The following is a 14,695-nucleotide window of genomic DNA, read 5'->3' on the forward strand; positions in this document are numbered from 1 at the left end:
GGTATTATTTATAAAAATGACACAATATTTAAAATGTAAGATCGAGTCCAAACATAACCGAAGGCAAATTAGGGAACGCAAAATTGTCTGTTCCTCTATCCCATACATCGTTGTTGATAAATTCGGGATCTAATCCGCTATACTTAGTAAAGGTTATCAGGTTGCTACCGGTTGCATATACACGAAGTGCTTCTATACCCAGATTTTTTATAAATTTCTTATCGAAAGTATATCCCATTTGAATATATTTTAGACGGAAGAACGATCCATTTTCCAAATACCTGTCACTATCGTACACATTACGTGAATCTCCGTAAATAATGCGTGGAGTATTTGAATTTGGGTTGATTTGATAAGGCTCTTCTCCTTTTTTGAAATTCAAATAACTCGAATTATCGGCGAAGTAAGTTCCCTGCCATTTAGGTACATTGTATATATCGTTTCCGAATTGACCGTACCACATAAACGAGAAGTCGAAATTCTTCCAGTTACTTGTATAGGTTAAAGCCAATTGAACCTTTGCCCAAGGATTACCCACTATTTGACGGTCGTTGGCTGTTATCGAACCATTGTCATCAGTATCTACATAAATAACATCTCCCAGTTGAGGTCTTTTATCTCCGATAAGGATAGGCGTTCCATTCGATGTTACATAATTATCGATCTGATCTTGTGTTTTAAAGATTCCCGCCGTCTTATATAAATAATACATAGATAAGGGTTGACCTATCTCAGATTTTGTCTTTCCCGAATAATAAACATCTTTACCATAGCCCAGGTCTAAGACTTTGTTACTAAGCGTAGTTAAGTTGGCTACTACTCCATAATTAAAATCGCCTACTTTGTCTTTCCAGTTGGCCGTAAACTCAAATCCTCTGTTTCTCAGGCTTGCTGCATTTGCTAAAGGTGCTCCTTCCTGATTACCTGTTGATATGGCAATAGGCATAGAGGTTAGTACATCTCTGGAGATCGCATTATAATATTCGGCACTTAAAGCAAAACGTCCGTCTAAGAAACCTGCATCAAAGCCAACATTCACAGTTTCTTTAGTTTCCCATTTCAAATTCGAATTGACAATCTTAACTTGTGAAGCCCCCGAAACTAATTGCCCTCCAATTACAGTAACCATACTTTGATTGATTGTTCCTAAGTAATCCCAACTACCAATAGCTGCATTACCTAAGCGACCCCAGTTTCCACGAAGTTTTAAATCGCTAATCCAAGGTATATTAAAGAACTCCTCTTGAGATATTCTCCAAGCTCCCGATATGGATGGGAAGTTGCCCCAACGATTATCTTTTGATAAACGTGATGTACCGTCTCTACGAATAGTACCGGTCAAATAATATTTGCCGTCATAGATATAATTAAATCTACCCAGATATGAGATCATCGAATTTTTATTGATCCCGTTAAAGTTTTGTTGATTAGATTGTCCCGCATTCAATACGGTCAGATAACCTCCTCCTACCAACGGGAAGTTAAGACGAGAACCTCCTACATTTTCCCAGCTATAATTTTGATAGGTAAGACCTGCTAAGGCATCAATATGGTGTTTTCCAAAATCTTTATTGAAATTTAAAGTATTCTCAACCAGCCTATTGTATGTATTAGCTCTTTCTTTAAGACCTTCAGGATCACGATGCTCTTGATTACGCTGCCAGTTGCCTTCGCCTCTGAACCACGATTTTTCCCAGAAATAATAATCGATACCTGCATTCAGTTTATAAGAAAGGTAGGGAAGCGGTTTAAATTCTAACCAAGCTGCTCCATTTAATCTATGCTGAATTTCTCTCTGACGCTCCAAGTTTTCACGAGCGATAGGATTTACTCCAAATGTATTTGCATTGGCATCTCCATATCCGTATCCTCCGGGATTATTTTCATCATAAACAGGAATGGTAGGAAGCATTCTCATCACATCATTGTAAGGATTTGTTTGTAAGGGGTCTTTATCGGTAGCGGAAAAAGCAAGGCTTTCGCCGAAAGAAAAGAAACCTTTCTTTCCGTCTGTATTTACCCTGAAGCTATATCTATCAAAACTATTTCCATAAGAAACTCCTTTTTGATTGAAATAACCGCCCGATACATAATAACCGCCATATTCGCCTCCACCTGATAGCGAGACATTATAGTCTTGAACTACTCCGGTTCTGAATACTTCATCCTGCCAATTGGTGTCATAATCGGAATGTTGTTGCAAACCACCTTTCCAGCTTCCGTTAGCAATACCTTCAGTATATGCCAGATCGTTGTATTTCTTATAATTGGCTGCATCCATCAAATCGTAACGGGGTGTCCACTCTAAAGTTGCTTTTGCATTGATTCCGACTTTCATAGGTCCGGATCTTCCCTTTTTAGTAGTCACAATGATAACTCCATTAGCAGCACGCGAACCATAAATGGCTGCCGAGGAAGCATCTTTCAATACTTGAATTGTTTCGATATCGGCAGGGTTAAAATCTACTCCGGGATTCATAATCATACCGTCTACAATCCAAAGGGGACTACGGTCGCTCAAAGTTCCTACCCCTCTGATTTCTATAGCTGCATCTTCACCTGCCCTACCTGTAGTACGAACGTTTACTCCTGTAGCCAATCCCTGCATCTGACTGGCAATAGTTCCGGCAACACTTTTCCGCATTTCTTTGGTATCTACCACCGACACGGCTCCTGTGAGGTCTGCTTTCCGGATCGTTTGATATCCGATAACAACTACTTCATCTAAATCTTCCGCATTTTCTTTCAGTGTAATATTGAGAGGCGCACCGTTATAAACTGCCTCTTGAGTGGTAAGACCCAGAAAAGAAAAAATAAGGGTTTGCCCTTTTTCTCCCGACAGACCGAATTTTCCATCCATGTCGGTTACCGTTCCGGTCGTAGTTCCTTTGATCTTTACATAAACACCGATGAGGGGGTTGTTTTCTACGTCTACCACCTTTCCGGTAATGTTCACATTCTGAGCACAAACGGCCAGTGTAAACATACTTAGCATAAGAATTAATAATTTTTTCATCATCTGATTAGATTTTATTAGATAAACAAAGGGTACTTACTGCCCAAATTACATGGGTAGCAAATCATAATTAAAATAGAGATTAAGATTAAGGTCTCAGACCTATTTCATTGCTTCGATGTAGGGGCCAAACCTATGTCTTCGCCCACAGAGGACAGACACATCGCTCTGCCCCTACAAACTTACTTGGTTAAAGAACTACATATTTCTTGGTTAACTTTTCGGGTACGTGCTTCATCTAATTTAATAACCTTACGGTCATAAGTCATCAATCCATTTACTTCGCCTTCCACATCAGTAGTTTGAGTATAAACAGCTGCAGAGAATCCTGCTTTTATCAACTTTTTCAGAGCTTCGGCATACTTAACGTATTCGTCGGTTACTTCTTTCGAATTCTTGAATTGTACATATCCCCAGTTTTTATCAGGCTGCCATAAGTGTCCTTCGAGTGGAAGTCCTATACCTCCATATTCGCCTAATACAATTGGTCTTTCGGCATCATACAAATAAAGTTCAGGTCCGGGATAGTTATGTAAATCGAGCATATCGCCAGCACGGTAGTGATTACCTCCACTTGCAGGATTTACCAAACGTGAAGGATCGTAGTTTTTAGTCCATTCGGCAGTTTCAACTGTTTTAAATTGTCCCCAAGCTTCATTAAATGGAACCCATGTAACAATAGACGGATACGACACAAGATAATCTATTATATCTTTCCATTCTTTATAATAGTTTGCTTCTGATTCGCCAGAACGGATCAATTCACTGCCATTAAAATACTGACGGTTTTGCCATTGTGGAGATTTATCGCCATTGGGCATATCCTGCCAAACAAGTATTCCCAATCGGTCGCAATGAGTATACCAACGGGCAGGCTCTACTTTTACATGTTTACGAATCATATTAAATCCAAAGTCTTTTGTTTTTTGGATATCATATACTAAAGCCTCATCTGTTGGAGCGGTATATAATCCGTCGGGCCACCAACCTTGATCGAGCGGACCAAACTGGAAATAGTCTTTGTTATTCAATTGGATACGTACAATCCCGTGATCATCTCTTTTGGTCGAAATTTTACGCATCGCAGCATAACTGTTCACTTTATCCACCAATTGTCCGTTGCTATACAAGTTTATTTCAAGATCGTATAAGAAAGGTGATTCGGGTGACCATAATTGCATGTCGGGAAGAGGAATATTCAATTGCTGCCCTGCTGATCCTTTTGCTTTTGCTACAACAGATGAACCGTTTTTCAATACAACTTCAACAATATCAGCCGATTCCGTTTTCTCGGTAGCAACATCTATGGATAGTTTTTTAGTATCAATATTAGGAACTGTTTTGATAGAAGATATATGTTTTGCATTTACAGGCTCCAACCAAACTGTTTGCCAAATACCCGAAACAGGCGTGTACCAGATACCTTCGGGTTTAGAATTCTGTTTGCCTACAGGTTGATACCCCTCGGTTGTAGGATCTGATACTTTAACTACCAATTTTTGATTTCCAGATGTTAAGAAAGGAGTTATATCAAACGAGAAAGGAGTATAACCACCTGTGTGGCTTCCGATTTTAATATCGTTTAGATATACTTCGGTTTTCCAATCTACTGCACCAAAATGTAACAGGATGGTTTTATTTTTCCAGTTCGCAGGAACAGTAAATGAGCGTTTATACCAAAGTTCGTTATCTTTTCCGAGTTCTTTTTGAACTCCCGAAAGGCTCGATTCTACGGCAAATGGAACAAGTATATTTCCATCGTATTTTTGAGGCTCATTTTGCCCCGCAGGTAATATGGCGTATTCCCACAATCCATTCAGATTAGTCCAATCCTGACGCTCCATTATAGGGCGTGGATATTCGGGTAATACATTATTTACATCGATGGCCTCAGACCATTTCGTCTTTATTTTGTCTCCCATCGGTTTCCACTGTGCAAAAACCCCGATGCAAGAGATCATCATTGAGAGTAATAAAAAACTTCTTTTCATGGTTATCTTATTTCTAGTTATAAGGTTTATTTCATTATCACTTTTGTATCGAGAATTTATAGATACATGTTTGTGTATATGTTTCTCCCGGATTTAAGCGTGTTGTGGGGAAATTAGGGTGATTAGGACTATCCGGAAAATGTTGTGTTTCGAGAGCAAAAGCTTCTCTGTATTTCAAAGGCTTGCCATATTTTCCTGAGACTGCCCCATCAAAGAAGTTACCGCTATAAAATTGTACTCCGGGTTGATCCGACCATACTTCCATCTTTCTTCCGCTTACAGGTTCGTAAATCGAAGCTACAAATTCTACGTCTTTATCCGTTTTTCGGTCTATCACCCAATTGTGATCATAGCCTGCTCCGTTTTTCAATTGCTCATTTTCGGCATTTATTCTTTCACCGATAACAGTTGGTTTTCTGAAATCGAAGGGAGTACCCTCTACACTTGCTATTTCTCCTGATGGAATCAATACACTATCAACAGGAGTTGTATTACTTGCATTAATCGTTAAGATATGATCTGTGATAGTACCGTTTCCTTCTCCTTTCAGATTAAAGAGTCCGTGATGAGACAGGTTGATTACTGTCGCTTTATCCGTAGTTGCAGCATAAGTTATTTTAAATTCGTTTTCGGGCGTAAGCATATACGTCAGACTTAATTTCATAGTTCCCGGAAAACCTTCTTCTCCATCGGGCGAAACATACGACATTTGTATTTCGTTGTCGGTCACTTTATCTACATTCCAGACAACCATATCGAGACCTTTCAATCCTCCGTGTAATGTCTGACCATTATTATTGATTGGTAATTGATATGTTGCTCCATCCAATTCAAATTGTCCTTTTGCGATGCGGTTGGCATAACGTCCGACAATAGGTCCCAAGAAACGTTCTCCTTTGTTATTAATATAGCGGTCGATAGTTTCATACCCGAGTACAACATCTTCGTATTTTCCATTCTTATCGGGAACCCAAAGCGTAACTACTCTGGCTCCTAAATTGGTAACCTGCATAGTTAATCCGCTTGCAGATTTCAAGGTATATAGGTTAACAGCCTTACCATCTATCTCAGTTTTAAAAGCTGACTCGCTTAGTAGAAGTAGTTCTTGGTTTGGTTGCTTATTACATGACAACAAACCGATTAAGAGACTTAAATAAATAAATGTTTTCATGTTTTTTATTGTTGAATTTCAAATACAGGTTTTGATGCTGATAAAGAAGGGCTTCCTCCTTCGACATAAGGCCAGTTGCTACTATCCCATTTCACTTGGTCAAGTAACAGCACCCTACCCTGAGGATTCTTCACATCCACGCCATGATAAAATATCCAATCGTTACCTGCCTCATCTTGTACTATTTCGGAACAGTGACCGTTTCCGACAAAGCGGTTGTTACTATTGACTACTATATTATATCCATTATCGAGCATACTTTTACCGTCTTTGTCTACATAAGGTCCCATAAGAGATTCCGATCGTCCGACAACCAGTTTATATGTACTGTTAACCCCTTCACAACAAGTGCCGATAGAGGCAAACAGATAATAGTAATTGCCTTTTTTATAAATGTAAGTACCTTCAAAAGCTGTTCCTGCAATGTGTTTCTTTTCGGCACCTTCTTTCAAGGTAAGCCCATCATTGCTTAATTCTATGCCATAGATACCTCTGAAACTACCCCAAAACAAATATTTCTTTCCGCCATCTTCGATATAGAAAGGGTCAATTGAGTTTGTCACACCAATTTCATTACTTCTGAAAAGCTTTCCTTTATCAGTAAAAGATCCTGCGGGACTGTCAGCAACTGCAACTCCGATTCCGCAAGTTTCTTCGCCTCCCCAAACTGACATAGAATAGTACAGCACATATTTACCATCTATATAATTAATATCGGGTGCCCAAAGTCCTCCTTTTGGTTCAAAATCGGGACGGCTACTGTCTGTAAAAACTGTTCCGACAAAACTCCAGTTAATTAAATCTTTTGATTTATAGATGGGCATATTACGTACATCCTCAGTTGCATACAAATAGAAATATCCGTCATTTGCCTTAATGATAGTAGGATCGGGCAAACTTCTCGCTATCACGGGATTCGAGTATGTAGTTTTTTCGGGTGCAGGAGCGGGATCATTGTTATTCGCTGAACACGCCGCCAGACTAACTAGGGTAAACAGATATAAAATAGTTTTTCTCATAACATTAGAATTTCTTTTTTTTATTGAAGTAATTTTCCACTCGGTCAGGACTTAGCATTTGCCATAACGAAGCTACCGTCCAACCCGGTGCAAAGATATCATTATAGAAACCTTTTCCGTTCTTGCCATAATCCCAATTGGTATGTTGTACAACTTCCGGATAATAACCCACTTTAGCGATATCAAACATATGTCCTTTAACGGGCATTAATTGAAGCATAGAACTTTTGATTATGGATGAAAACTCGGAGAATCGAGGTTCGTTACGCTCTTTTGCCAACCAATCCAAAACGGTTGCAAATTCAAAGATAAAGACATCAATGTGATTGTTTTCGACCGAAACATTTCCCCAACCTCTCGATTTGAAACCGACATCGCCCAACATTTGACCTTGTGCAAAAGGTACATCCCACATATAGTACCACGAAAGGCTAAAATAGGCAGCTTGTTTACTCAGGTCAATATAGTGCTGTTGCTCTTTTCCTTTCGATACCATTGCCAGATAATACATCGCAGTAGAGGCATATAGTGATGCTTCCTTATCTTCGCAATTAGCATCTAATGTTGACGAAAAGTAGTCTGCTTTAGAAACCAGTTCTTTTTCGAGATAAAGAGCTGTCTTTTTTGCACTTTCCAAGTATAATTTGTTATTGAAATAGGCATAAGCCATTGTTAATGGTAGAGTTGCCGATGGTGTACTGCCTCCCGAAGCATCTACTATTTTAAAATCGCCTTCAAATTTACGAGGAAAACTTCCGTTCGCTTCCTGTAATTTGAGGAAATTATTCAGCAGTGTTTTAATTTTGGCTTCCCACTCCGGATGCTTGCGCCCTTTTCTTTTTTCGTATTCCAAATAGTTCAGCATCGCAAAAGCTCCTTCCGATTGACGGCGTATACTGTATACTTTTGTTTCGTCATTATCATCATAATTCACAAACTCTCTAAAGAATCCCGAAGGAGTAAATCCATATTGCAGATAACTGTCAAATATAGAATTTGCTTTTTCGACTAAATCGGGTCTGTTATTGGCTTCGCCATACTCCAGAGCATTGAATGCATTCAATAAAACACGACCAACAAAACCTACTTCTACTGAGCCTGTACTTTTACAATCGTCGGTACGCATATGTACTCCCGAGAAATATTTCAGATCGTACTTATCAACATAGCTTTCGTGAAAAAAATTAGAAAGAATTTCTTTTGCATCGGCTGTCGATAAATGCTCTTTTAGCTCCTGAGGTTTTAATGTATCGTATGAATAATTCCAAACCGAAGCCACAAATTTAGAAAAATCGGGTGCTTTACTTTTCTTAATCACCCAAACCAATTGGCGTGTTTCTCCTTTTTCCAGTTTGTCGAAAGTCTGTACAGCAGGAGCTAAAGTCAATTTACGGATATATGTTTTAGGGGCTTCGCTATACGGAAAACCAAAGACCAAAGACGATTTACCGCCTTGATTACGAAATCCTGTAAATCCTAAAGATGTTTTATCAGACAGAATAACTTCTCCCTGACTATGGCAAGCTAAGCTTTCGTTCTTAAAATCATCTAAACGCAATACAGTATAATAAATTCCTGTTTTCTCATTAAATATACCGGTTAGAGGTGTGCTTAAACGATCTTCTCTCACCTGCCAGCTATCGCTTGTATAAAACGATGGTGCTTCTTTGGGTGATCTTAGGTTGCGTCTATACCAAAATCCGGGCATATAGAACTGACAGTCATCGTGGTTCATCATTGTATTATAGCTTTCTTCGAAGTTATAATACACTAAATCGTTAGCTTTAAGGGTAATTATCAACTGCAAGACAGAATCATTCTCAACAATCTGCTCCTTTATTGCAACAGGTATATTTTCTGTTGAGGTCAGCATCCCGTTTTTAGCTTGCAACGGATAAGCTATTGCCGGATTTCCGGGAGACTTTAAGGTGATTTGGGATCTCAGGTTATCAGCCATATCGGCTGCCTGAATCAATCCGATAGAGGAAATAAATAATGCAATTAGTAATAATCTTTTTTTCATATTATATATATCTTTTCTTTGATTAGTAGTTCTATTTTACTTGCTGGGTTGCTATAATATTTCCACCTATTTTCATTATTGGTTTTTCATCATCCGAAAAGGAGACATCTGTTATATACATCAATCGTGGATGTATATTTTGGTTGTCATGATGGGCGTGAAATACCATACGGAGTTTACCTTCTTTATCTTTAAAGATGGCACTATGACCAACTCCTACCAGATCGTCTGGTTTCTGAAAAACTGGATTCTTATCATATTTTACCCAAGGTCCCATAGGAGAAGAAGCGGTTGCATACCCTACCCCATAATTCGGACTTTGGTAGTCGTTAGCGGAATAAATCATATAATAGATACCTTTATGCTTTACAATAAAAGAGCCTTCGGTTACACGTCCTAAATCATTTTCCCATTCCTCCGTTACATGTATACAAGGTTTCATTGTTTCTTTCTTCATTGTTTTCAAGTCTAACTCCATTTCTGCAACCCAGATATTATTACCATCGGTGAAACGTACAAACGAGAGGTAAGCTTTACCGTCATCATCTATAAAGAGTGAATTATCTATACACTTCTCATCTTCTATGATCGGTTTTTGAATGTCCTGACGAAATGGTCCTGTAGGAGAATCGGATGTAGCGACACTTATGTGTTCGTCAACCGAATAATACATATAGAATTTCTTTTCCTGAGGAATATAGTATACTTCGGGAGCCCAAAACCAACGGTCGCCCCACGAATCGTCTTTGTGCATTGCTAAAGCGGATTGTTTTTGCCAGTTAACCAAGTCATCCGATGTATATACAGCAATACTATCCTTATCGTTAGTTCCGTAAGCATAATAGGTATTTTCATGCAACATTATAAATGGGTCGGCTAAAGCAACGGGGTGTTTTTCATTAGTTGCAACCTCTCCTTTTCGAGTTGCAAAACTATTATTAAAGGAAGTTATAAGCAGAGTCAGTAGAATAAGAATTGTGTTCTTAGATATTCTCATGATTTCAGGTTTATTTTTCAGGTTCGATTTCTTTGGTGAATCAAACATATTAAAAAAATAAACTAAAAGATACTGTCAAGTGTATTCTGAATAGTATGTGCTATCCTTTGACATAATTGTGCTATTTTCTTATCCGGAAGGCTATTCCGGGGAGTATAGAGGCTCTGACAATTATTTTACAACATTTTGACCATCCAGTCGTATTTCTTTAAAATATTTGCCCGTTTCATTCGTCATTAATTATAGAAGGAGATATCGAAATTTCGTTAAAACAACATTAATATATTTAATATGGTGATTACCGATAAAACATTTCGACTTATAAAGCGTATATATAGATATACTCTATATTATGTAAGTTTAATTCTGATAGGATTGCCAAAGATGGTAATAATAAAATTATCGGTCAGGGATTGTCCGACGAGAGATACGAATTAAATATATTAGAACTCACACACCCTTAAATAAAATATGAGATTATGAATAAGATTATAGCAATTTTGACTAAGAAAGGGCTTTTAAGTAACGGTATTCAAGAAGACGCCGACTTAAACATATTTAAATTAGAGGAGAATAAAGTTGTCGGTTACGAGAAAGTTAAAATAGAAAATAAAGAACAGTCTTATTTTTTCACTTTGCTGAGAAGTAAAAAAATTAGTCTATTATATATGGACACGTTAGCGAATGATTTAAAGAATCTGATCGAGAAATTTGGTATTACAATCAGATTTAAGGACGAATGTGAAGACGATAAATTCTTAAATGCATTTATATTTTCATAATTAGGAATTTGGGCTGCAATTTATACTCAAGAACAAATATTATAATAAAAAAGCTTCTCATAATGAGAAGCTTTTTTATTATAAACCCAATATAGTTTACAACTGAATTTTATATAAACCAAAAGATTGGGGATTAGCTGAAATTATCAATGTATTATCGTCAAGTCGGGCAGTCGTTTTCTTTGGAACTATATTCAAGGGCGACTCCAATGAATTAACCTGGCTCAGGTTATCAGACTTTAATTCCATACACTCACCAAGTGACAAATGACTATTCTTTTTCAATCCCAACAAAGTTATTCTTATATCTTTTGACTCTTTTGCTGTATTAATCACTTTTACGACATAACAGTTCTGATCTTTGTCATATACTGCCGATGCATATAGGTTGTCTTCACCCGCAACAGAAGCATTATTACGTGTCAAAGGCATTACATTTGTTCCTTTATTCTGTGCATAAAGTTGTTGTACATAATAATTAGGAGTTTTTACGGAAGATAGATTATCAAACCAAATCATATCGGGTTTCCATTGCCATGCATCTACATGGGCAAGCAAAGGAGCATAGGTACACATATGTACAATATCGGCATTACGCTCCAAGCCTGTCATAAAAGCTGCTTCGTAGAGTGCCGACTCAAAATTATTATCACGATTGGGTACATGGCAAGCATATTCTCCGGCAAATACCGCAGGACCTTTACGGTCGTAATTATCATATCGTTTTGCACTGTTTAGAAACCATTGAGGATCTTTATAATAATGCTCGTCAACTAAATCAACTTTCAATCTTTTCATCTCAGGCCACAAATAATCAAATTTATCTCCGTCTGCAGATGGTCCCGAGCTTCCTATAATCTTTATATCGGGATATTTGGCTCTGATTGCTTTTACAAATGGTTCGAGACGCACTACATACTCATCGCCCCATTGTTCGTTACCAATACCTATATATTTAAGATTAAATGGTTCGGGATGCCCCATATCGGCACGTACTTTTCCCCATGTAGAAGTAGGCGATCCATTCGCAAATTCAATCAGGTCTAAAGCATCTTGAATATACGATCCTAAATCTTTTACAGGAACATGGCATTCTTCTTTTTCATTCTGATACTGACACGCTAGTCCGCAACTTAATACAGGTAATGGCTCGGCTCCCATATCTTCCGATAGCAGAAAATATTCATAAAACCCAAGTCCATAGCTTTGATAATAATCAGGAAAGAAACGATGTGCAAATGTATAATGCCATCTGTTTTCATTTACAGGTCTGTTTTCGACTGCACCGATTGTTTTTTTCCAGTCGTAACGGGTATCCAGATCAGTACCTTCGACAATACATCCACCCGGAAAACGAAATACTCCCGGTTTGATATCGGCTAATGCTTGAGCTAAATCCGTTCTCAATCCGTTCTCACGACCTTTCCATGTATTTACAGGGAAAAGCGAAACATGTTCCAAAGCAACCTCACCTTTTGAATCTAAGAATATCCGTAAACGGCCTTTTGCCTCTGTGGATTTAGGCGTTAAAATAACCTCGTATTTTTTCCACTCAGCCGAATTTATAGTTAGTTGTTGAGTAATAAGAATATCATTTTTCGAATCAATCAAGTCTATGCGTATTTTCTGTGGATCATTGGTATTTATAGTCTTTGCCCATACCGAAAACCGGTATTCCTCATTTTGTTTGAAACCCATTCCTCTAAATCCTTCATTCTCTATTCCGGTACGTTTATGGGGATGACCTGCATCGGACAGTACTACGTATGTTGGATTCTGATCGAATAATGGATTATCTTTCCTTACTTCCACTTTTCCGAAAGTATTCCACCCCATGAGATTCTGAGGGAAGTCGAAAGAACGATTTTTCACTAATTCAGCATATAGCCCGCCGTCTGCCGCAAAATTGATGTCTTCGAAAAACAAACCATACATCGTGGGCTGAATCGGTGCACCTATTTTCTTTGTATCTAAAGAAAATTCGTATATCTGTTTTTGTGAATATCCGAATTGTGAAAAACTCAGTAAAACTACAATGCTTAAAATCTTATATACATTTTTCATGTCTCTTATAAATATTGGTTAACCTTAAGGCTTCTGACCTTTTTATTTCTTCGATATTTTGTATAATCCACAGGCATGGGGGGCTAACTTACGTGAAAATGAATTTGTAAATACACCTAATTTTTCACCGTGCCACATATCTTCGATTGAAGATACATTATTTATTCCTATATCAGCAAATGATACTCCTACATCATCCGATTTATCGTCCTGTATATTAAATAATGCCAGATAAATCTCACCTGTGTTAGGATTTCGTGATGTTATAGCCAGTTTCCCATCTCTCTGATATACCTGACGCACATCTGTACTTTCGCGATGCATTTTCAGGACTTCCTCATTTGTCAATAGAGACAGGGTAAAAGCGTCATTACTTGGCATATCGCCTCCAAACATCAAGGGAGAGCGAAGAATGGTAAAAAATGTCATCAATGAGTACTGCTCATCTTTAGTCAATCGTGTCATACGATCTTCGCCTCTCTCGCCACGTACCGATATTCTACCTAATGGAATCATATCGCAATCAGCCCAAGTTCCGGGTGATGTATAGGAATACCATCCCTGAGCGACTTGCATCAAATGGGTTAAATGCCCCCATGTATCCCATACATCATCGACCATACGCCACATATTGGCATTTTCTTTTACATGGTATCCTTTATTTATTGGTGTTTCGCCCGGAGAAGTACTTAATACAATAGGACGACCTGTCTGGTCTATTGCTTTGCGTATCAATTCTATTTCTTCTTGGTGATATGGTCGTGAAAGATCATCAATTTTGATAAAGTCAACTCCCCAAGATGCATACAGATCCATGATAGAATTGTAATACTCCTGTGCTCCGGGCTTATGGGCTGAAATGGTATAATTGTCACGCAGCCATTCGCATTGCAGGTCGGTAGAGTATATCTGATCTGCGGTAATGCCGTTCGTTCCTTTTATGGGTAGTTTTCGTTCTACCGCTTCTTTAGGAATACCACGCATAATATGTATACCGAATTTTAATCCTTGCGAATGAATATAATCCGCCAGTTTTTTAAATCCCTCTCCATTGGCAGCAGATGGAAATCGATTAACGGCAGGCTGATAACGTCCGTATTCGTCCAATACATAGATCGGGTCTGTCTGGTTATAGCCTCCTGCCTTATCATTTTCTACAAACCAACGAATATCGACTACGATATATTCCCAGCCGTATTTTTTCAGATTTTTCGCCATGTAATCGGCATTGGCTTTTACTTCATGTTCTTCTACTGTTGGCCCATAACAGTCCCAACTATTCCATCCCATAGGAGGAGTGAGAGCCCATTCCTTAAAATTACCTTTTTTGTTGTCATTTATTGACAGTACAGATTTTGTCGAAGCAAATACATTACTTCCGATAAATAGAATACCAATAAGTAAGGTATTAATCGTTATTTTCATAGTTTTTTAAGATAGCTTAAGTTTACAAGTACAAAAAAAGGGGATTTTACGCAGAATAGAGGTCTAATATTCGGCTTTAATGGTAGACATTTAGGTCGTATGTATGAAAATACATTCTTTTTTCCATTTTTTACATGGATCAAGATCTTCGAAGGATCTTTCTTTAATAAAAAAAACGAAGGTTGAAGCTTTAAGTTCCAACCTTCG

Annotated in this window: 9 protein-coding genes; 1 reads left to right on the plus strand and 8 read right to left on the minus strand. The window is 38.0% G+C overall.

Annotated elements, in window-relative coordinates; genetic code table 11:
• Positions 1–28: 28 nt before the first annotated feature.
• The 6 genes from G7051_RS00740 to G7051_RS00765 form a co-directional block, all read right to left on the minus strand.
• On the minus strand, positions 29–3,019 hold the full coding sequence (locus tag G7051_RS00740) for a TonB-dependent receptor (protein ID WP_166197757.1): 2,991 nt from the start codon (positions 3,017–3,019) through the stop codon (positions 29–31).
• 179 nt (positions 3,020–3,198) lie between these two features.
• Complete coding sequence (locus G7051_RS00745; RefSeq protein WP_166197759.1) at positions 3,199–5,007, minus strand: glycoside hydrolase family 2 protein; 1,809 nt, start codon at positions 5,005–5,007, stop codon at positions 3,199–3,201.
• Between the two features lie 37 nt (positions 5,008–5,044).
• Entirely contained in the window at positions 5,045–6,178 is a 1,134-nt protein-coding gene (locus tag G7051_RS00750) for an aldose epimerase family protein (RefSeq protein ID WP_166197761.1), read from the minus strand.
• 5 nt (positions 6,179–6,183) lie between these two features.
• Positions 6,184–7,197, minus strand: coding sequence for a family 43 glycosylhydrolase (locus G7051_RS00755; RefSeq protein ID WP_166197763.1), 1,014 nt, complete (start codon positions 7,195–7,197; stop codon positions 6,184–6,186).
• A gap of 4 nt (positions 7,198–7,201) precedes the next feature.
• On the minus strand, positions 7,202–9,220 hold the full coding sequence (locus G7051_RS00760) for a hypothetical protein (RefSeq protein ID WP_166197765.1): 2,019 nt from the start codon (positions 9,218–9,220) through the stop codon (positions 7,202–7,204).
• Between the two features lie 31 nt (positions 9,221–9,251).
• A complete protein-coding gene (locus G7051_RS00765) occupies positions 9,252–10,211 on the minus strand; it encodes a glycoside hydrolase family 43 protein (RefSeq protein WP_255493355.1) in 960 nt (319 codons plus the stop codon).
• 485 nt (positions 10,212–10,696) lie between these two features.
• Between G7051_RS00765 and G7051_RS00770 the strand changes: the two genes are divergently transcribed.
• The gene (locus tag G7051_RS00770) at positions 10,697–10,999 is read left to right on the plus strand and encodes a hypothetical protein (protein ID WP_166109586.1); all 303 of its coding nucleotides are present in this window, start codon (positions 10,697–10,699) and stop codon (positions 10,997–10,999) included.
• Positions 11,000–11,095: 96 nt separating this feature from the next.
• Here the strand turns inward: G7051_RS00770 and G7051_RS00775 are convergent, their stop codons facing one another.
• Both G7051_RS00775 and G7051_RS00780 read right to left on the minus strand, forming a co-directional pair.
• The gene (locus tag G7051_RS00775) at positions 11,096–13,063 is read right to left on the minus strand and encodes an alpha-L-arabinofuranosidase C-terminal domain-containing protein (RefSeq protein WP_166197769.1); all 1,968 of its coding nucleotides are present in this window, start codon (positions 13,061–13,063) and stop codon (positions 11,096–11,098) included.
• 42 nt (positions 13,064–13,105) lie between these two features.
• Positions 13,106–14,488, minus strand: coding sequence for a glycoside hydrolase family 27 protein (locus G7051_RS00780; RefSeq protein ID WP_166197771.1), 1,383 nt, complete (start codon positions 14,486–14,488; stop codon positions 13,106–13,108).
• Positions 14,489–14,695: the final 207 nt, after the last annotated feature.

The organism is Dysgonomonas sp. HDW5B, from assembly GCF_011299335.1.
GTDB lineage: Bacteria > Bacteroidota > Bacteroidia > Bacteroidales > Dysgonomonadaceae > Dysgonomonas_A.

Excerpts from the sequence above, each read along its gene's own strand:
- G7051_RS00745 (WP_166197759.1), bottom strand. The coding sequence starts at position 5,007 with ATGAAAAGAAGTTTTTTATTACTCTCAATGATGATCTCTTGCATCGGG.
- G7051_RS00775 (WP_166197769.1), bottom strand. The coding sequence starts at position 13,063 with ATGAAAAATGTATATAAGATTTTAAGCATTGTAGTTTTACTGAGTTTT.
- G7051_RS00770 (WP_166109586.1), top strand. The coding sequence starts at position 10,697 with ATGAATAAGATTATAGCAATTTTGACTAAGAAAGGGCTTTTAAGTAAC.
- G7051_RS00750 (WP_166197761.1), bottom strand. The coding sequence starts at position 6,178 with ATGAAAACATTTATTTATTTAAGTCTCTTAATCGGTTTGTTGTCATGT.
- G7051_RS00740 (WP_166197757.1), bottom strand. The coding sequence starts at position 3,019 with ATGATGAAAAAATTATTAATTCTTATGCTAAGTATGTTTACACTGGCC.
- G7051_RS00760 (WP_166197765.1), bottom strand. The coding sequence starts at position 9,220 with ATGAAAAAAAGATTATTACTAATTGCATTATTTATTTCCTCTATCGGA.
- G7051_RS00755 (WP_166197763.1), bottom strand. The coding sequence starts at position 7,197 with ATGAGAAAAACTATTTTATATCTGTTTACCCTAGTTAGTCTGGCGGCG.
- G7051_RS00780 (WP_166197771.1), bottom strand. The coding sequence starts at position 14,488 with ATGAAAATAACGATTAATACCTTACTTATTGGTATTCTATTTATCGGA.